The 18,969-nt window shown below is 69.5% G+C and carries 16 protein-coding genes; 5 read left to right on the top strand and 11 right to left on the bottom strand.

What is annotated here, in order from left to right:
• Window positions 1–44: 44 nt before the first annotated feature.
• The 3 genes from AB0I51_RS42995 to AB0I51_RS43005 form a co-directional block, all read right to left on the bottom strand.
• Window positions 45–1,001, bottom strand: coding sequence for an alpha/beta hydrolase (locus tag AB0I51_RS42995; RefSeq protein WP_362984061.1), 957 nt, complete (start codon window positions 999–1,001; stop codon window positions 45–47).
• On the bottom strand, window positions 998–3,316 hold the full coding sequence (locus AB0I51_RS43000; RefSeq protein WP_362984063.1) for a glycoside hydrolase family 78 protein: 2,319 nt from the start codon (window positions 3,314–3,316) through the stop codon (window positions 998–1,000). The genes AB0I51_RS42995 and AB0I51_RS43000 overlap by 4 nt, the downstream gene beginning before the upstream one ends.
• 167 nt (window positions 3,317–3,483) lie before the next feature.
• Entirely contained in the window at window positions 3,484–3,624 is a 141-nt protein-coding gene (locus AB0I51_RS43005) for a hypothetical protein (RefSeq protein WP_362984065.1), read from the bottom strand.
• Window positions 3,625–4,026: 402 nt separating this feature from the next.
• On the opposite strand from AB0I51_RS43005, the gene AB0I51_RS43010 reads away from it, so the two are divergent.
• On the top strand, window positions 4,027–4,671 hold the full coding sequence (locus AB0I51_RS43010; protein ID WP_362984067.1) for a TetR/AcrR family transcriptional regulator: 645 nt from the start codon (window positions 4,027–4,029) through the stop codon (window positions 4,669–4,671).
• A gap of 378 nt (window positions 4,672–5,049) precedes the next feature.
• On the opposite strand, the gene AB0I51_RS43015 is transcribed toward AB0I51_RS43010, so the two are convergent.
• Window positions 5,050–5,334 carry a hypothetical protein gene (locus tag AB0I51_RS43015; protein WP_362984069.1) on the bottom strand — a complete coding sequence of 95 codons (285 nt, stop codon included), beginning with the start codon at window positions 5,332–5,334 and terminating at the stop codon, window positions 5,050–5,052.
• Between the two features lie 309 nt (window positions 5,335–5,643).
• Window positions 5,644–6,984: a mucin-1 gene (locus AB0I51_RS43020; RefSeq protein ID WP_362984071.1), complete on the bottom strand. Its 1,341-nt coding sequence runs from the start codon at window positions 6,982–6,984 to the stop codon at window positions 5,644–5,646.
• A gap of 181 nt (window positions 6,985–7,165) precedes the next feature.
• On the opposite strand from AB0I51_RS43020, the gene AB0I51_RS43025 reads away from it, so the two are divergent.
• From AB0I51_RS43025 to AB0I51_RS43040, 4 genes are all read left to right on the top strand, one after another.
• Complete coding sequence (locus tag AB0I51_RS43025) at window positions 7,166–8,185, top strand: LacI family DNA-binding transcriptional regulator (RefSeq protein WP_362984073.1); 1,020 nt, start codon at window positions 7,166–7,168, stop codon at window positions 8,183–8,185.
• Window positions 8,186–8,268: 83 nt separating this feature from the next.
• The gene (locus AB0I51_RS43030) at window positions 8,269–9,612 is read left to right on the top strand and encodes a sugar ABC transporter substrate-binding protein (RefSeq protein WP_362984075.1); all 1,344 of its coding nucleotides are present in this window, start codon (window positions 8,269–8,271) and stop codon (window positions 9,610–9,612) included.
• Between the two features lie 65 nt (window positions 9,613–9,677).
• Window positions 9,678–10,694, top strand: a complete 1,017-nt coding sequence (locus AB0I51_RS43035) for a sugar ABC transporter permease (protein ID WP_362984077.1) — start codon at window positions 9,678–9,680, stop codon at window positions 10,692–10,694.
• A gap of 2 nt (window positions 10,695–10,696) precedes the next feature.
• On the top strand, window positions 10,697–11,551 hold the full coding sequence (locus tag AB0I51_RS43040) for a carbohydrate ABC transporter permease (RefSeq protein ID WP_362984079.1): 855 nt from the start codon (window positions 10,697–10,699) through the stop codon (window positions 11,549–11,551).
• Window positions 11,552–12,002: 451 nt separating this feature from the next.
• On the opposite strand, the gene AB0I51_RS43045 is transcribed toward AB0I51_RS43040, so the two are convergent.
• The 6 genes from AB0I51_RS43045 to folP all read right to left on the bottom strand — a co-directional run bounded on the left by AB0I51_RS43045 (window position 12,003) and on the right by folP (window position 18,546).
• Window positions 12,003–13,112 (bottom strand): chorismate-binding protein, encoded by a 1,110-nt coding sequence (locus tag AB0I51_RS43045; RefSeq protein ID WP_362984081.1) that lies wholly within the window; start codon window positions 13,110–13,112, stop codon window positions 12,003–12,005.
• 63 nt (window positions 13,113–13,175) lie between these two features.
• A complete protein-coding gene (locus AB0I51_RS43050) occupies window positions 13,176–14,039 on the bottom strand; it encodes a bifunctional 5,10-methylenetetrahydrofolate dehydrogenase/5,10-methenyltetrahydrofolate cyclohydrolase (RefSeq protein WP_362984083.1) in 864 nt (287 codons plus the stop codon).
• A 210-nt stretch (window positions 14,040–14,249) separates the two neighbouring features.
• Window positions 14,250–15,155: a formyltetrahydrofolate deformylase gene (purU, locus tag AB0I51_RS43055; RefSeq protein WP_362984085.1), complete on the bottom strand. Its 906-nt coding sequence runs from the start codon at window positions 15,153–15,155 to the stop codon at window positions 14,250–14,252.
• On the bottom strand, window positions 15,152–16,024 hold the full coding sequence (locus tag AB0I51_RS43060; protein ID WP_362984087.1) for a methylenetetrahydrofolate reductase: 873 nt from the start codon (window positions 16,022–16,024) through the stop codon (window positions 15,152–15,154). The genes purU and AB0I51_RS43060 overlap by 4 nt, the downstream gene beginning before the upstream one ends.
• A 142-nt stretch (window positions 16,025–16,166) precedes the next feature.
• The gene (locus AB0I51_RS43065; protein WP_362984089.1) at window positions 16,167–17,510 is read right to left on the bottom strand and encodes an aminomethyl transferase family protein; all 1,344 of its coding nucleotides are present in this window, start codon (window positions 17,508–17,510) and stop codon (window positions 16,167–16,169) included.
• Between the two features lie 148 nt (window positions 17,511–17,658).
• Complete coding sequence (folP, locus tag AB0I51_RS43070) at window positions 17,659–18,546, bottom strand: dihydropteroate synthase (protein WP_362984091.1); 888 nt, start codon at window positions 18,544–18,546, stop codon at window positions 17,659–17,661.
• Between the last annotated feature and the right edge of the window lie 423 nt (window positions 18,547–18,969).

An 18,969-nucleotide genomic window follows, 5' to 3' on the forward strand; every position in this document is an offset into this window, starting at 1 on the left:
CCCGTCACTCGCCGGGCGACATCGGATCTCGCCGGAGGTGCTGCTCAACGCGGGTGGTGAAGTCCTCGGCGGAGGCCGGCGATCACGTCCGTGTTCATCCGGGTGGCCACGGTGGCCTGGCTGCCCTGGTTGGCACCGTGGAACGTGCCGGGGTACAGGTGCAGTTCGGTGAGCACGGCAGCCTGCGCGAGCCGTTGAGCGTAGGCAATGGCCTCGTCCCTCAGCGGGTCGAACTGGGCGGCGCCGACGAACGCGGGCGGCAGTCCGGACAGGTTCTCGGCACGGGCGGGCGCCGCGTAGGAGGACACGCCGTCCCCTCCCCGCACGCCCTCTCCGAGAAAGTGGTCCCAGCTGAGTTGGGCGTCGGGCCTGCTCCAGCCCGGGGTGTCGGTGTATGCGCGCATCGACTCGGTGAGCAGGCGGTCGTCGAGCACGGGGGTGAGCAGGCACTGGAAGCAGAGGTCCGGGCCGCCCCGGTCCCGGGCGAGGAGGGTCAGCGCGGCGGCCAGGGCCCCGCCCGCGCTCTCCCCGAAGACCCCGATCCGGTGCACGTCGATGCCGAGGCCGGCCGCGTTCTTGGCGAGCCACTCCAGGGCGGCGTAGCAGTCCTCAACCGCGGCGGGGTAGGGGTGCTCGGGCGCGAGACGGTACTCCACCACCACGACGGCCGCTCCCGTCTCCGCTGCCATGCGGCGGGCGTCGGCGTCCGAGGTGGCGATCCCACCGAGGACGAATCCGCCACCGTGGAGGTACAGCAGTCCCGGGACCTCGTCCTGGCCCGCGGGACGGTGGATGCGCACCGCGACGGGCGGCGCGTCCGCGGGCCCAGGCACCAGCTCGTCCCGGATGGTCAGCGGCACGGTTGGCTCGTACGGGGGCTGGTAGACCAGCCCCCGGATCATGCCGGCGCGAGCGGCCTCGTGGTCGGCGAAGTCGAACAGGGCGACCAACTCCAGTCGCGGCGCGAGTTCGGGATCGATGGGGTAGGACGGGTCGGTCATCGGAGGTCCTCTGCGGTGGTGGGCCAGGGGGTGCGGAAGGTGTGACCGCCGGGGCCGGCCTCGACGGGCGCACTGCCGGGCAGCTCCACGGTGGCTGTGGCGCCGTCCGGGACGAGGATGTCCAGCCGCAGTTCACCGTTCGCGATCCGCCAGGCGGACTCCGCACGGCCGTACGGCGTCTCGTGTGCCGCGTCGGCCCAGGTGATGCCGCCCCCCGGGAGCGGGCGGAACCGGATCCGGCGGTAGCCGGGCCCGGCGGGTGCCACTCCGGCGACGGTGCGGTGGAGCCAGTCGGCGACCGCCCCGTAGGAGTAGTGGTTGAGGGAGTTCAGGGGCGAGGAGTTGAGACTGCCGTCGGGTAGTACGGCGTCCCAGCGTTCCCAGATCGTGGTGGCGCCACTGTCCACCTGGTACAGCCAGGAGGGGCACTCGCGTTGGGTAAGTAGCCGGTAGGCAGTATCGACGTGGCCGGTGTCGGTGAGCGCGTCGCAGATCAGCGGGGTGCCGAGGAAGCCGGTGCCGATGCGGTGGCCGCGTGCGGCGACCAGCGCGGCCAACTGCGCACCGGCTCGCGCGCGTTCGGCGTCGTCGTCGATCAGCCGGAAGCACAGCGCCAACGCGTACGCGGTCTGGGTCTCCTCGTGGAGCAGGCCGCCGCCGCGATGGAAACGCTCCCGGAACGCCTCGCGCACCTCGTCGGCCAGCGCGTGATAGCGCACGGCGTCGTCCTTCTCCTCCAGCACCTCCGCGGCACGGGCCAGCAGCCGGGCCGAGTGCGCGAAGTAGGCGGTGGCGACCAGCGGTCCGGAAGTGCTCGACTTCGGGGGCATCGACGGAGGCGCGGTCGGGTCGAGCCAGTCGCCGAACTGGAAGCCCTCGCCCCACACATGAGCCGGTCCGGCGACCGCGTCGACGCTGTCGACCCAGCCGCGCATGGACGGGTACTGGACACGGAGCACCTCGGTGTCGCCGTACCGTTCGTACAGGGTCCACGGGACGACGACGGTCGCATCGCCCCAGCCGGCCATGGGACGGTTGCCGCTCGGCGGCGGGGCGCTCTGGAAGCGCAGCGGGACCGCGGGGCTCATCACCGGCGGCACACCGCCCTCGTCCGCGGCCTGTTCGGCGGCCAGGTCCCGCAGCCAGGAGGCGAGGAAGTCCCGGACGTCGTACAGAAAGGCGGCGGTGGGGGCGAAGACCTGGGCGTCGCCGGTCCAGCCCAGACGCTCGTCGCGCTGCGGGCAGTCGGTGGGCACGTCGAGGAAGTTGCCGCGCATGCTCCACACGACGTTCTCGTGCAGCCGCTCCAGGGAGGGGTCCGAGCAGGCGAACCAGCCGGTGCGGCGCAGGTCGCTGTGCAGGACGACGGCGACGATGTCCCCGGGGCCCAACTCACCCGGCCAGCCTTCGAGTTCGGCGTAACGGAAGCCGTGGAAGGTGAAGCGGGGCTCCCACTCCTCCGCCTCCGCGTCGCCCCGCAGGACATAGCGGTCGGTGGCCTCGGCGCCCCCCAGCGAGCGGGCGGAGGGAGTCCCGTTCTCCAGGACCTCCACGTGGCGCAGCGTGACGGTGTGGCCGGCCTCGCCACGGACGCGGATGCGCAGCCGGCCGACCAGGTTCTGCCCGAAGTCGACCACGATGCGCCCCTGGCCGTTCCTGCTCACGCAGACCGGTCCGAACTCCTCGACCCGGCGAACCGGCGGACTGTCGGCGGGGAAGAGAACGGACGGATCGAAGCCGCCGAGGATCTGCACCGGCGGCCACGCGGAGTCGTCGAATCCCGGTGCGCTCCAACCGGGCTGTTCGAGGCGGGCGTCGTACGTCTCGCCCTCGTACAGCCCGGTCACGACGATCGGTCCGCTGCCGGCATGCCAGCCGGGTCCGGTGATGACGGTCTGGGTGGTGCCGTCGGCATAGGTGATGTGGAGTTCCGCTAGCAGGCCGGTGCGCGAGCCGTAGAGGTTGCGGGTGCCGCCGTTGAAGCCGAGCAGCCCCCGGTACCAGCCGTCGGCCAGGTGGGCGCCCCAGGCGTTGGGTCCCGGCCGCAACAGCCCGGTGACATCGAACGTCTGGTAGCGGTGCCGATGGTGATAGCTGGTCCAGCCGGGGGGAAGCACAACGTCGCCTACGACCGTGCCGTTCAGCTCCGTCTCGTACACGCCCAGGGCCGTGATCAACATGCGGGCACCGCGCACCGGTCCGCGAACGGTGAAACCGGTGCGCAGCAATATGCCAGGTCCAGGTGAATCGGAGGCGGCGGCCGAGGCAGCCGAGGGGGCAGCGATCACCTGTGCGGTCCAGTGGTGGTGAGGCATGTCGACTTTCCGGCGAGGGCCCCTGTCTCTTTCCTTCAAGGGCCGGGTTGTTTGTTCTGTCGTCGTTCAGGTGCATCGCAGGCAGTGGGTGGCCGTCCGGTACGCCGCGCAGATGGTGTCCGTGCGGCCGCTGTGGGGGACGGTGGTGCTCGGTGAGCCGAGAAGGCTCAGTGTGCTGCGACCGCGGCCGGCGGAACGAGCATGAGGATTCCCAGGCCGAGCAGGCCGCCCGGATGCCGGGCCGTGCTGCAGCCGATGTCGGAGTGGAAGGCGGGGCCGTTCACCACCGTGCTGTGGGCGAATCGCACTGCGAAGAACAGGGCACTGAACTGACCCAGGACCAGGACCTGCGAACCGCCGACCTGCCCCTGTCCGTCGGCAGAGGTGCCGCCGAGTGCGGAGCAGCAGGCCGGCCCTGCGGTGGCTCGTAGACCAGTCCCCGGCCTTGGGATGGTCGACCTCCGAGGTCCTGGAGAAACGTGATGATCAAGCGGAACGGCCTCGGGGGCGGGACGGGCGATCTGTCCTGAAACTCCGGCGGCGCACCTGGTCCATGTGCGTCCTCGCTCTCTCATGGCAACGGTGCCGCGAAGGGCGGGTGTGTTACCCGACTCGACCGGAATCACCCGTCGGTCCGGTCGCCGGCCGGGTCAGCGTAGGCCGTAAAAACCATCAGGGCAATGGTTTTTATGGCTGGATACGATACCGCCATGCCGAGGCAGAGAAGAACCGGAAGCTACGCAGTGGGCCGTGCCCGGCAGGAGGCCATCCTGGACACCGCCACCGAGCGCTTCGCCCAGGCCGGCTATCACCGCACGTCGATGGGCCAGATCGCTGCGGACGTCGGCCTCAGCGAGCCCGGACTGCGGCATCACTTCCCCACGAAGAAGCACCTGCTCGTCGCGGTCGCCGACCGCCGCTTCAAGCTGCTCGCCGCCTGGGCCGGGGAAGCGCCCCGCCCCGACGACGGCACCCGCCCTTTCCGCGTGATGCTCAGCATCACTGAGCGCATGGTCACCCAACCGGGACTCATCGAACTGTTCGTCCTGATGTCGGCCGAGGCCGCCGGCCCCGCCAGCCGCGCCCACGACCTGTACGCCACGCACTACGACCAAGTGGTGCGGGCGATCGCGGGAGAGTTCCGCCGCACCGCCGAACAGGGCTTCCTCAGAGTCGACATCGACTATGAGGCAGTCGCCCGGCGCTACATCGCCATGAGCGACGGATTGCAGCTCCAGTGGGTACTCAGCGGTGGCGGCCTCGACCTCGTCGGACTCATGCGCGGCTATCTCGAGCACCTCGCTCTTGCCTTGCAGGCCTCGCCCGGCCCTGTCGATCTGGCTCCTGCCGATTGAAGCCACCCTGACTGGCTCGACCCTCTGGGGTGTCCGGGCGGGAATCACCGGCCGCTGATCCGGACCATGGCTCGTACGAGGTGGTCGGGCATGGACACCGCCACCACGACCACGGTGACGATCAGGACGAGCACGTCGGTGACGCTGCCCGCTTGCGGGTGCCGCTCACCGAAGTGCAGGCAGAGCGCCTTCCAAGTCCTCGCCGAGTCGTCGTGCCCGTGCGGGGAAGGGCGGTGGTACCAGTTCGGTCACGCGACGCGCGACTGTCCTCACGAGGACCACGCGGGAGCGTTGCCCTCTGCGGTCCTGAGCGCGGGTCGCGCAGTCCGCCGAGGGAGTGTAGATCCAACGGCGGATCCGACGATCATGGGAGAGACGTCAAGTGACCGACACCGCCGTGGAGTTGGAGACCGTGGAGCCTGTCGGGAGTGCCCTGTCCGGGCAGCAGGCGTCCGTGTCTGACGAGCAACTGGTCGCGATTCCGGTGGAACGGGCCCGGCCGGAGGGACTGCAGCCGAGCGGCTGACCGTCCACGGACAGCCCTGTCACCGAACGGGATGTCACCCCGCTGATGACCGGCCGGATGGTCAGGAGTCGGTTGGGCACGTCCGCCTCGATACCGGGCAGGGCCTGGAGCAGGGTGATGGATGCGGCGGCGGCCATGCCTCCGGGCGGCAGGAGGCCGGGTACGGCGCGGGGCGGCGGGTCGAGGAGTGAGGTGTGCCGGCGAACGGTTCGGGGAGCCGGAAGTCGAAGGCAGGTGCCGCTCCGCGAGACGAGCGGCATGGCCGGGGAAGCCCGCGCGCACCAGGCCGTGTACGGCGACGGCGGTGTCGTGGGCCCAGACGCTTCCGGCGTGGTGGCCGATGGAACCGGCGTCGGCGTCGAGAACCTTCGGTCTTCCGTCCGGGGTGGCGGCGCGTGCAGGACTCGGTCGTGGAAACGGCCCGTGAGCGGGTTCCCGCGCGTCACTCAAGGTCCGGGCCAGACGGACGAGGCGTCGTCGCGGTGGGGGTCGGGCAGCCGGATCGGGCGTACCGGGATCGTACGGCGGTGCTCTTCAGTGACGGCTGTCCACGGGGCGGGGCTCCCGGAGTAGGACAGGGCCGTGAGGGCGAAGACGTTGTCGGCGTAGACCTCGACGTATTCGCCGATGGTGAGGATGCGCAGGGTGGTGGCGGGTTCGGTCAGGACGGTCTCGCCGAGGCGGTTGCCGTCGGGGCCGGTGATCCAGATGTTCTTGCCGTCGCAGCCGAGGGCGAGGGCTGGTCGGGGGCCGTCCGTGGTGTCGGTGCGGAGGGTGATCTCGACGGGCCCGGCGATGCCGATGTCGCCGACCGCGTGCAGGGCGGGGCGGTCCGTCTCCTCGCCGAGCCAGGTCTCCAGGCCGGGCCACCATTCCAGGCGGGGTGCGGAATCACCCTGTACGACAAGGGACTTGGGCTGGGCGAGCATGCCCCGACAGCGCTCCCCGGTGTCGGTGAGGCCGGCCTGGCGGGGGGTGGTGTGCAACACGACTCGGGAACCGTCGGGGGCGGCGATGACGCGTGGGGCGTAGGAGCCGGTCGGCCCGAGAGGGCCGCGGCGGGTCCAGGGGCCACGCAACCGAGGGGCCGTCCACGACTCGAAGCCACGGGTCGCGCCGATGGAGCCGATCAGCAGCCAGCTTCCGTCATCAAGGCGCTCCAGGACCGGGCACTCCAACTCGTCGACGTCGCCGGGTGAGATGAGCGGCGGGTGGACGGTCCAGTGCTCCAGGTCGTCGGAGATGGCCCAGGCGACGCAACCGCCGGCATCGACGGGCAGGGAGGCGTCGTTGGCGCAGACGACCATCACCCAACCGTCCCTCTCGTCGTCGCGTACGACGAAGGGGTCGCGCCAGCCCATCTGGTCCCCAGTGCGGTACCAGCGCGGGTCCGCCTCGACGACAGGTCCGGTGCCGTGGCGCCGCCAACCGGTGCCGTCGGTGCGGTCGGAGAACGCGAGGCCGACGGACTGGAGTGGCCAGCCGCCCGGCGTCAGTCCGCTCACGCCGGTATAGAACATCGCCATTCCGTCGCCGTGCCGGATCGGGTGCATGGTCCACACCGCCTGGTGGTCGAAGCGGCCGGGCAGGCCGACCCCGAACGCAGGCCCCTGCGGCTGCCAGCCCACCAGATCCGTGGAGGTGGCCCGGCCGAAAGAGGTCTCCATCCGCAGGTGGTCGAACGCGGCCGTCCAGGGCCCCTGCAGATGCAGCACCGCGTACGTGCCGTCCTCGTCCCGGAGCAGGGCGAAGTCGTTCAGGCAGAGGCCGGGTGGGGCGTATCGCATGGGCAGTTCCTGTCGGCTCACAGCGCCCAAACGCATGCGCTGTCCATCGATCAAAACGGACTCATTTTGAGATCGGCCCAAGTAAATATGAACGCAAACGCTTGCGCAACAAGGTGGGCAGGTTTACGGTCACGTCACCCACAGATCACACCGACGTGAAATCAACGGGAGGAACTGAGCCGTGACGGCCAGCATCAACGATGTCGCCCGCGAGGCCGGCGTCTCCGCGTCCACCGTGTCCCGCGCCCTGCGCGGTCGCCCGGGCGTCTCCGACGGGGTGCGGGACCAGATCAAGGCCGTCGCCGCCCGGCTCGGTTACACCGCCTCCCGCTCCGCCTCCAGCCTGGCCAGCGGCCGGACCTGCACCATCGGCGTGCTGGTCCCGTACGTGGGCCGCTGGTTCTTCGGCACGGTGCTGGACTCCGCCGAGAAGGTGTTCAGCGCCGCCGGGTACGACGTACTGCTGTACAACCTGGGCTCGCCGGAGACACGGAAGCGTTTCTTCACCAGGCTGCCGATCCGCAAGCGGGTGGACGCGGTGCTGTCGCTCCTCATCCCTGACGAGGAGGAGTCGGCCGCGCTGCGCTCACTGGGGGTGCCGCTGGCCACCACGGTCGGCGGCGCCCGGCCCGGCTTCACCGTCGTGGGCATCGACGACCGGGCGGGCACCGAAATTGCCGTACGACACCTGGTGAACCTCGGCCACCGCCGCATCGGCATGATCTCGGGGTCCAGCGGGCCGCTGCACTGGACCACCCCCATCGAGCGCCGCAACGCCTACCTGGACGTCCTGGCCGACGCCGGGATAGAGCACGATCCGGCCTTGGAGGCGGACGGTGACTACACCGTCGACGGCGGCGAGCGGGCGATGACCGAACTGCTGGCCGCCTCCCGTCCGCCGACGGCCGTGTACGCGCAGTCCGACGAGATGGCGATGGGCGCCCTGCGCGCCCTGCGCCGCCACCGGCTCAAGGCACCGGACGACGTGTCCGTCGTCGGCTTCGACGACCACGAACTCTCCGACGTGGTCGGCCTGACCACCGTCGCCCAGCCGGTCGCCGAGCAGGGCGCGGAGGCCGCCCGGCTGCTGCTGTGCCAGCTCGACGAGCCCGAAGCCGAATCCCCGGGACACGTCCAGATGCCCACCCGCCTCGTCCTGCGCGAGACCACCGCCCCGCCCCGTCCGCGCGGACCGCAGTAGCCCTCTTTTTTGAGCCCCACTCCCCCACGCCTCGAAAGCACTCCCGCACCACGAACCCTCGCCACAGCACGGAGGCACACACCATGAGCTCGACCAGCAGAAAGTACCGCCGCACAGCCTGTACGGGCCTGGCTCTCTCCCTGCCCCTGGCGGCACTGGCCGCCTGCGGCGGGGGTGGCGGCACCGGCGCCTCCGCGGAGGCGGGCAGTGGCAAGGGCACCATCAGTGTCTGGGCCCACCAGGGCCAGAAGAGCGAGGACGCCGCGCTGCAGGCCGCGGTGAAGTCCTTCAACTCCTCGCAGAGCAAGATCAAGGTCAAGCTGACGCTGCTGCCCGCCAACGACTACACGAAGACGATCACCACCACTGACGCGTCCAAGTTGCCGGACGTGATGGAGTTCGACGGCCCGACCATGGCGAACTTCGTCTACAACAAGAAGCTCGCCCCGATCGACGACTACGTCTCCGTCAAGACGATGGCCAACGCCACCGACGCCAGCAAGGCGCAGGGGGAGATCGGCGACAAGCACTACGGCCTGGGCATGTACGACTCCGGGCTGGGGATCTACGGCAACAAGAAGCTGCTGGACGCGGCCGGGGTGAAGTACCCGACGAGCCTGGACGGCGCCTGGACGGCGGACGAGTTCACGGCCGCGCTCAAGGCGCTGAAGGCCAAGGACTCCGACGGCAAGACCCTCGACGTCCAGGAGAACAACGGCTTCGCCACGGAGTGGGGCACCTACGGCTTCGCCCCGATCGTCTGGTCGGCCGGCGGCTCGCTGCTCAAGGACGGCAAGGCGGAAGGCGTCCTCGACTCGTCGAAGGTCGTGTCGGCACTGAAGACCTTCCAGTCCTGGAAGACGTACGTCGATCCCAACACCGACGGCAACGCCTTCGCGAAGGGCCGGGTCGCCCTGAGCTGGGTCGGCCACTGGATGTACCCCACCTACAGCAAGGCCCTCGGCGACAACCTCGTCGTGCTGCCGCTGCCCGACTTCGGCAACGGCCCCAAGACCGGCCAGGGCTCCTGGGCGTGGGGCATCGGCGCCGACAGCAAGAACGCCAAGGCCGCCGGCACGTTCATGGACTACCTCCTCAACGACACCAACGTCACCGCGATGACGACGGCCAACGGCGCCCCGCCCGCCACCAAGACGGCACTCGCCGCGAGCTCCCTGTACAAGCAGGGCGGCCCTCTCCAGCTCTTCGCCGACCAGCTTGCCAAGCCGTGCGGCGACAGCGACATCAGCAAGTCCTGCGTCGCCGTCACCCGCCCGGTGACCGCCGGATACCCCACCGTCACCGCGAAGTTCAGCGAGGCCCTCAACTCGGTCTACGGCGGCGCCGACCCGAAGACCGCCCTGGCCAAGGCCGCCCGCGCCATCGACCAGGACTTCTCCGACAACGCCGGTTACAAGATCCCGTAGGAGCATCGGCCGGGGGTGGGCCCGCTTGTGCCACGCCCGCCCCCGGCCGGGAACAGGACCATCCCGTGACATCCGTCGATCCGGCGCACCCCGCGCCCCACGCCCGGGAGAAGGCCCCACCCGTGACCGCCGCCAAGCCCGCGCGAGAAGCGCGTCCGGCGCGCTCCGTGCGCCCTGTGCGCAAGAACCGCGACTGGTTGCACGGACTGCTGATGTCCACGCCCGCCGTCGCAGGACTCATCGCCTTCGTCGGCATCCCGTTCGGCTACGCCGTCGTCCTCTCCTTCTACAACGTCCGCCTCGGCTCCCCGCTCGCACCGTCCTTCTTCGGCCTGGAGCAGTACCGGCGGCTGTTGACCGACCCGGACCTGTCGGGCCCCTTCCTGCGGGCCCTGCTGAACAACCTGACCTTCGCCGTGGTCGTCGTACCGGTACAGACAGCCCTGGCGCTCGGCCTTGCCATCCTGCTCAACCGCAAGCTGAAGGCGATCGGACTGTTCCGGTCCTTCTTCTTCATGCCGGTGGTCTTCCCGATGGCGCTGGTCGCCGTGATCTGGCGGCTCATCCTCGCCCGCAGCGACCAGGGCATGCTCAACTCGGCGCTGCACGCGCTGAGTTTCGGCAACTGGGGTGCCTTCGACTGGCTCGGCGACTCCGCCACCGCGATGGCCTCGATCATCGTGCTGTCCATCTGGCAGGGCGTCGGCTTCCAGATGGTCATCCTGCTCGCCGGCCTCCAGCAGATCCCGGGCGAGCTCTACGAAGCCGCCGAACTCGACCGGGCCTCCCGCTGGCAGCAGTTCCGCCACGTCACCCTGCCCGGCATCCGCGGCACGCTCGTCTTCGTCGCCATGCTCACCTCGGTGCTGTCCTTCCGGGTCTTCGACCAGGTCTACGTCCTCATCCGCGGCGGCGGCCTCAACGAGGACGCCACCCGCACCGTGATGTACCAGGCCGTCACCACCGCCTTCGACCAGAACAACATCGGCCAAGCGTCCGCGATCACCGTCGTCTTCTTCCTGATCGTCGTCGCCCTGACCATCGTCCAGCGCCGCGTCGTCCGGCCCGACAACGAGGACTGACCATGAGCACCAACACGGGCCTCACCCGTACACCCCTGCGCCGGTTCCTCGACTACGCCGTCCTGTCCGTCCTGGCGTTCATCTTCGTGCTGCCTGTCCTCTACCTGCTGGTCGGCAGCCTCAAGCCGTCCGACCAAGTACTCAACGGCCTGGCCGGCTTCCTGCCCACCCACCTGTCCCTCGACAACTACACGGCCGTCCTCGACAGTCTCAACTCCGACAGCACCGGCTACTTCTGGCGCTTCATGGGCGTCTCGGTGACGCTGGCCTTCGTGGTGGTGACGGGCGGCCTGTTCGTCAACTCGATGGCGGCGTACGGACTTTCACGGCTGAAGTGGCGCGGCCGGAACGCCGTCTTCACCCTCGTCCTGCTACTGATGCTGGTCCCGTTCGAGTCAGTGGCCGTACCGCTTTTCTACATGTTCAACGACCAGCGCAACACGCTCTACATCCTGGCGCTCCCGTTCATCGCCAACGCCTTCTCGGTCTACCAGTTCCACACCTTCTTCCGCTCGATCCCGCCGAGCATCGAGGAAGCCGCCCGCATCGACGGCGCGGGCCCCTGGCGCACCTTCTTCGCGATCGTCGTCCCCATGTCGAAGCCGGCCTTCGCCTCCGTCGCGATCCTGACCTTCCTCACCCAGTGGGGCTCGTTCCTCTGGCCGGTCCTGATGGTCTCCGACCCCTCGGTACGCCCCCTTCCCCTGGAGATGAGTGTCTTCCAGGCCCAACTGCCCCCCGACTACGGCCAGACGCTCGCCTTCGGCGTCCTGCTCGTCCTGCCCGTCCTGATCGTCTTCGCCTTCTTCCAGAGGTGGTTCGTCCAGGGCGTCGCCAGCTCCGCCGTCAAGGGCTGAGGATCCGTTCCCTTCGAAAGGCCCCGTGTGCCCACGTCGTCCGTCGGCCCGCACCTGCCCGCCGTGCACCTGCGTGGGCGGCGCCGGTTACCGGGGTTGCGGAAGAGATGCCGACCCCGGCTCGTGCCGACAGCCCCTTTGGGCAGGTCGTCCGAGGTTGGCCGTCGGCAGGTTCACCTCGTTCACCTCGATCTGACCGGGAAGGGCCGAGCAGGCCGCACCCACTCCCCCGCTGATGCCACAAGGGCGAGCACTCCACCACCGCCAAGAGGAGCAGCGCGCCGTCCAGGTCGTCGTGGGCCCCAGACACGTGCCGAGAGCGGCACCCGCGATCATGGCGAAGAGGTACGTCGTCGATCCGGGCAGGGCAGCCCCAGGTGCACTCGGGCCGGAGGCACCCAGTCCGAGTGCGCGTCTGAACGCAGCCTGCCTCAGGATCCCGCATCTGCCGTCAGCGCCAACCCCTGCTCAGGGAGTCGGCGCCGGTGGATTGTCCGAAAGAAGGCCACTCCGTCCGAAGGTCGTGCCGTGAAAACGTGCCCGGACGTTCCGCTGATGCGATGGAAAGCAGCCTGCGCGCCTTCAGCGCGGTTTCCTGCCACTCTCGCTCGGGCTCCGAGCCCCAGGTGATTCCGGCTCCCGTGCCGAATTTCAGGAGTCCTTCGGACCGGTCGATCCAGAAGGTGCGGATGCCGACGGCCAGCTCTCCGCGACCGCGGTCGGCGTCGACCCAGCCGATTCCGCCGCAGTAGGGGCCGCGCGCCGACTTCTCGAGTGTGGCGATGATCCGCAGGGCGCTCGCTTTGGGAGCCCCCGTGACCGATCCGGGCGGGAACGTCGCTGCCAGTAGTTCGGGCCAGCCCGCACCGTCGCGCAGTCGCCCGCTCACCGTGGACACGAGGTGCACGAGCCCTGGATGCCTTTCCACTGCGCACAGATCGGGGACGGTCACGGAACCGGGAACACACACGCGGCCGAGGTCGTTGCGGACCAGGTCGACGATCATCACGTTCTCCGCGTAGTCCTTTTCCAGCAGGTCCGCCTCGGTCTGGCCGGTTCCCTTGATCGGGCCCGAGGTGATGTCTCTGCCGGCCCGCCGCACAAAGAGTTCCGGGGAGGCGGTGGCCACCTCGATGCCGTACCGCGGGATGCGCATGACGCCGGCGTGGGGTGCCGGGTTGTGGCGCACCAGCAGTCCGGCCAGCGCTGTGACATCGGCGTCCGCCGTGACCGGCGCGGACAGGACCCGGCAGAGGTTCGCCTGGTAGACCTCACCCGCAGCGATGTGCTCGCGGATACGTGTCACCCCGTTCGTGTATGCGATGCGGTCGAGCGAAGTGGACCATGTCCGGGCATCCGGCCCGCGCCACCGTGACGCCGGCAGACCGCGGCCCTCGACCGGTCGCACGTCGCGAAACCGGGCGCACGTCAGGCGACCCTCGAAAGTGGCCGCGACAGCCCAGAAGCCCTCGGAATCCAGCGCCGAGGGATCGCTGGTGACGTCGACGAGACCGGTTGCGAGATGCCCGCCGAGAAGCGCCATGGGAGGGAACCGCTCCATTCCTCACCTCCTGAGATGTGGCCTGCCGTGCAGCGAGCGGTGGGGTTTCACCGCGCGGAGCGCTCAGGCCACGACGGCCTCGTGTTCGGCACCCCATTGCGCCGCGCGCAGCGTGTTGACCATGAGCATGGCGATGGTCATGGGACCCACACCGCCGGGGACCGGAGTGATGCGACCGGCGATGCCGTCGAGTTCGGCGGAGCGGACGTCGCCACTCAGACCGGAGGGAGTGCGGTGGATGCCCACGTCGATGACGACAGCGCCAGGCCTGACGTGTTCGGGACCGATGAGGCCGCGGACGCCGGTGGCGACCACGACGATGTCGGCGGGCCGGGTGACGGCCGCGAGGTCCGTGGTGAATTCGTGGGCGACCGTCACGGTCGCTCCGCGCCGCAGCAGCAGGTGGGTCAAGGGCTTGCCGACGAGTTCGCCCCAGCCGACCACAGCGACGCGGGCGCCTTTGAGGGGAACGTCCTCGGCGTCGAGGAGTTCGATGACACCGCTGGGTGTGCAGGGGCGCAGGCCACGTTCCCCGCGGGCCAGCAGGCCCGCGCTGGCGGTGGTGAGGCCGTCGACGTCCTTGGTGACGGGGATACGGTCGATCAGCGCGGCCGCGTCTAGCTGCCGGGGCAGGGGGAGCTGGAGCAGGATGCCGGACACCTGCGGGTCGGCGGCCAGTTCGTCGATCACCGCGGCCACGTCGTCATGGGTGGCGTGCTGGGGCAGGTGGCGGTGGAAGTCGCGCATGCCGGCTTCCTCGATGGCGCGCCGTTTCGCGGCAACGTACACGGCGCTGGCCGGATCGTCGCCGACGAGGATGGTCGCCAGCCCGGGAATCCTCCCCGAACCCGCAGCTGTGGCGACCTCCTCGGCGACTTGTGAGCGGATCCGCTGAGCGATGCTGATGCCGTTGATCGTGGTGGTCATGGTGGCGAACCGCTTTCTTGTGATGAGGAACGATTCGCCCGGGTGAAAAGGGGGCTGGTGTGCTGTCACCATGACTGCGGCTGTACGGCGCCGTGACCGGCCGGCCGTCGCAACGGCCGGCTCGGCCGAACGGGATGCGGCGCACGACAAGACCGCCTACTCCCTGCACCGGGCGGTATCCCTGTCCGCGGGATGTCCCGAGTCCCGCCGTCAGGCAAAGACGATGGTGTGGTTGCCGTCGCGGATGACGCGGTCCTCGGCGTGCCACAGCACGGCGCGGGAGAGGACGGCGCGTTCCACGTCGGCCCCACGACGGGTGAGGTCGGTCGCGGTGTGGGCGTGGGTGACGCGGACGACGTCCTGCTCGATGATCGGCCCCTCGTCGAGGTCCTGCGTGACGTAGTGGGCGGTGGCACCCACCAGCTTCACGCCGCGTTGCTTGGCCTTGGCGTAGGGACCGGCACCGATGAAGGCGGGCAGGAAGGAGTGGTGGATGTTGATGATCGGCACGCCGACCTGTTCGATGAAGTCGCCGGAGAGGATCTGCATGTAGCGGGCGAGGACGACGAAGTCGACGTTGCCCTGCAGCAACCGCAGATGCTCCGCCTCGGCGACCGACTTGTCCGCGCCCTGGCAGGGCACGTGGAAGAAGGGGATGCCGAAACTGCGGACTTCCTCGGCCACGTCGGGGTGGTTGGAGACCACCATGGCGACGGTGACAGGGAGTTGGCCCTGCCGGTGGCGCCAGAGCAGGTCGAGCAGGCAGTGGTCGGACTTCGACGCGAAGATCGCCACCCGCTTGGGCACGGACAGATCACGCAGTGTGTAGCTCAGCCCGAACGCGTTCACGAGGTGCTGGTCGAGGTCCGTCCGCAGAGCGGGCAGCGCGACCCGGAGGTTGTCGAGGCCGAAGACCGTGCGCTGGAAGAAGGCGCCGCCCTGCGGGTTGTCGGAGTACTGGTCGAGGGAGACGATGTTGGCGCCGTGGGCGCCGAGGACCGATGTCACGGCGGCGACGATGCCTGTCGCGTCGGCGCCCTGCACGATGAGCGAGGCCTGCTGGGTGTGCGGCTTGCTCGGAGCGGTGCGGGCCGGGGCGTCTTGCGTGAGGGTCATGCCAGGCCTTCCTTCCGGAAGCGGGCGGCCCACTCAGAGGTGGCCTTGAGTCCGCCGAACGTGTAGAAGTGGATCTTCAGTTCGCCGTGGCGGCCAGGATCGTGGGCCGCGGCGAGGTCGCGCAGAAAACGGTCCGGCCCCGCGGTACCCATGAGGTTGGTCAGGGAGAAGCCGTATTTCTTGACGACTGAGGCGCTGGTCCCGACCCCGAAACGGGCCGCGTAGGACATGAGCCGGCGCACCCCGGCGGGACCGGGCACCCCGATCCTGATCGGGGCCCCGATGCCGCGGCTCCGAACCTCTTCCACCCAGGCCAGCACCGGGTCGACGTCGAACCCGAACTGCGTGATGATGCCGCTCTCCAGGGACTGCGCGGTGAGTGCCGCGTACTTGTCGCACAGCGCGGACCACAGCGTGGTGCCGTCGATCTCGGGGTGCCCTTCGGGGTATCCGCTGATGCTGACGTGCCGGACTCCGTACTCCTGCAGCAGCCCGGTGTCGATCAGGGACAGGGAGTCGGCGTAGGGGCCCTCGGGGTGTGCCGGGTCCCCGCCGACGACGAACACGTTGTCGGACGTTCCGTCGGCGTGCAGCGCGGCCAGGAAGCGCTCGAAGTCGTCGCTCGACCCGAGGCGACGGGCGGATATGTGCGGTACGGGCACGAACCCGAGCCGCTTGACGACCCGGGCCGCGTCCAGGCGCATCTGCAGGTCCTCGTTGCCGAGGAAGGTGACATTGATCCGGGTGCCTTGGGGAATGGAGTCGCCGGCTTCCTCCAGTTTGGGGACGTCCTTCCCCGTCATCTCCAGGGAGAAGTCCTCAAGTAGTGATGTGCTGACCGCTGTTCGTGCCGTACTGGCGGGAGTCATCGTCTTTCGTCTCGCTTTCTCGTCCGGGGGCGTCTCCTGGGCACCCGGGGCACCGCTGAGGCAGAGGTGAGGGCCCTGCGCCGCCCCCGCGCCGTCACGAGGGCGCGGAGGGCCGGCGCGATGCGCGTGCGGTCGGCTGTCGTCAGCGGTCGCGGCGGTAGAGGGTGCGCGCGTGCTGGTTGAACGGGGAGGGCTGCACGGTGGCACGGATGCGGGGGAAGCCGAGGTCGGCCTCGGGGTCGGTGCCGGCACCGGGGTGCTCGCCCCAGACCACCGTCACCTCGGTGCCCGGCGCCGCGTGATCGGCGTCGATCAGGGTCTGCGCCAGGACGGTGCCCACCGGGTCGATCGACGCGCTCTGCATCGTCGTGCCGACCAGACCTGCGGCGCTCTCCACACGCTGACGGGCGTAGGAGAGGACGAAGCCGGGGTCCTCGCCCTGTCCGATCACGGTGCGGACGTCGTCCGCGTCGAGGACGAGGGTGACCTTGGTGCGCAGCGGCTCGTCCTTGGCCTTGAGCAGGGCGTCGCGCCCGAGGAAATCGTGATTGAAGGAGATCATCTTCCCGTAGCCCAGCTCGTACGGGGAGACGTAGTAGTCCTCGATGTTCTCGCGGAAGTAGCTGCCGTTCAGCGGACGCTTGCCCTCGATGCCGAACAGGGGCAGCTGCTTGCGGTACTCCAGCAGGTCCGGGTCGGTGTAGATGCCGGGCACCGGCGAGGGGATCCAGCCGCTCTCCACGCTGGGCGTGGCGTACGCCAGGGCGCCGACCTGGATCAGGCCGAGCGGCTCGCCGGTCTTCAGGAACTTCTCGTGGACGTACGCGGCGTGCTCCCAGGGGCCGATGAACTCGAAGCCGGCCTGGCCGGCCATACCGTGGCGCAGGGCGCGAATGGGGCGTCCGTCCAGGGTGACTGCGGTCGAGTGGAAGAACTTCGTCTCCGGCAGCGGCCCGCCGAAGGCGCGCTCGACCAGTTCCGCGGCCAGCGGGCCCTGGATCTGGTAGCGGAACAGCTTCGGGTCGCCACCGCCCGGGCGGAAGGCGGAGGACGGGTCGGTGACGAAGCCGACGTCGTAGCCGCCCTTCTCCGCGTGGTACTGCACCCAGTGCTGCGCGGCCGGGATGCCGCTGAGCAGGTACTTGTTCTCGCCCTCACGGGCGAGGATCCCGTCGGTGACGATGTGGCCGTTGCGGGTGACCGGCACATACTGCTTGGCCTGGCCGATGGCGAACTTCTCGAAGTTGTTGGCGCCGTGGTCGGCCAGCACCTGCGTGGCGTCCGGGCCCTCGATCCACATGTCGTACATGTGGTGCGAGAGGTTGAGCAGAGCCACGCCCTCGTGCCAGGCGGTCTGCTCCTGACGCCAGCCGACGTACTCGCGCGCGACCACCTCGGGGGTCCACGGCTCGGCGTCCGGCTTCCACAGCAGATTGATCGCCGATCCGGCCTTGTCGATGCCGTCCTGGAGGGAGGGGATGGTCATTTGCGGCTCCTTTTCGGAATGCCCGAAGCAAACTAGATCGATTAAGCACGTTAGCGCAGCACCCTCGTTCCGGTGACTACGGCGTTACGAATGCATTGCGTGCGCCACATGCACGCCACAGGCGCTCATGGGCTCCACGGGCGGCCCGTCACAGTCGAGACGCCGCGTACGCGGCGGCCATGCGAACCGCGTCCAGGCTCGCGCGGACGTCGTGCACGCGAACGCAGAACGCGCCCCCTGCGGCAGCGAGCGCGGAGACGGCGGCCGTCGCCGAGTCGCGCCCTCCGGGCGGCACATCACCGGCGCCCCCGTTCGCGAGGGCCGCACCGATGAACCGCTTCCTCGACGCACCGACGAGCAGCGGGAAACCCAGTTGCCGCAGAGTCCCCAGGCCGGCCAGCAGGGTCCAGTCATGCTCGGTCCGCTTGGAGAAGCCGAGTCCAGGGTCGAGGACGATGCGGGCCGGGTCGACCCCCTGGAGGGTCAACTGCCGTACCCGCGCGTCGAGTTCGACGGTGACATCGGCGACGACGTCACCGTAGTCGGCATGGCGGTCCATCTCCCGGCTGGGCGCACGCCAGTGCGTGGCGACGTACGGGACACCCGCCGCGGCGACCACCGGTCCCATGCCCGGGTCGGCCAGGCCACCGCTGACGTCGTTGATCAGACACGCTCCCACCTCGACAGCGGCCCGGGCCACAGGCGCGTGCATGGTGTCGACGCTCACGCACACCCCAGCGCGGGCGAGTTCGCGCACCACCGGGACGGTCCGGGCCAGTTCCTCGGCCAGGGCCACGGGCCGCGCTCCCGGCCGGGTGGACTCACCGCCCACGTCGACGATATCCGCGCCTTGGGCGGCCAGGTCCAGCCCACGGTCGACCGCCTGCCGCGTCCGCGCGTACAGGCCGCCGTCGGAGAAGGAGTCGGGCGTCACGTTGAGAATGCCCATCACCAGACATCGGTCCGCCCGAGGCAGGCCCTCCGGCCATGGGAATGTCCTCAACGGCCGGGCGGCGGCACTCTCCGTGGTCGACATCGGCGGCAACCTCCTTGGTCCCGCACCTTGTTGCGGGGACGGGATACTAAATCGATTTTGTTGGCGAGGGCAAGAGTTTGCCAAATCGTTCTAGCACTGCTTCGGGGGGACACAGGCGGCCGACCTGAGTCGACACCGCATTGCGACTGACCCGGCGCTGAAGCTCTGGTCAGCTGCCCGGCAGAGGCCTGCGGATCCCGCTCCGAGAGGGCGTGGAACGGAGTCTCGCCCCGCTCGAGTCAGCAACAAGCCGCATCGGGGTGCCGACTGCACCGAGCTGCTGGTGAAGGGCGAGGGTGGTCAATGGCTCCCGTGGCGGGAGCTGATCGCAGAGAGGACGTCACACTCACCGGGCAAAAGCTGACGTCCGACACCCTGCTCCTCCCGACGTTCGCCTCGGTCTTTCCCGGTGTCCTCCGATCC

The organism is Streptomyces sp. NPDC050549, assembly GCF_040655035.1.
GTDB lineage: Bacteria > Actinomycetota > Actinomycetes > Streptomycetales > Streptomycetaceae > Streptomyces.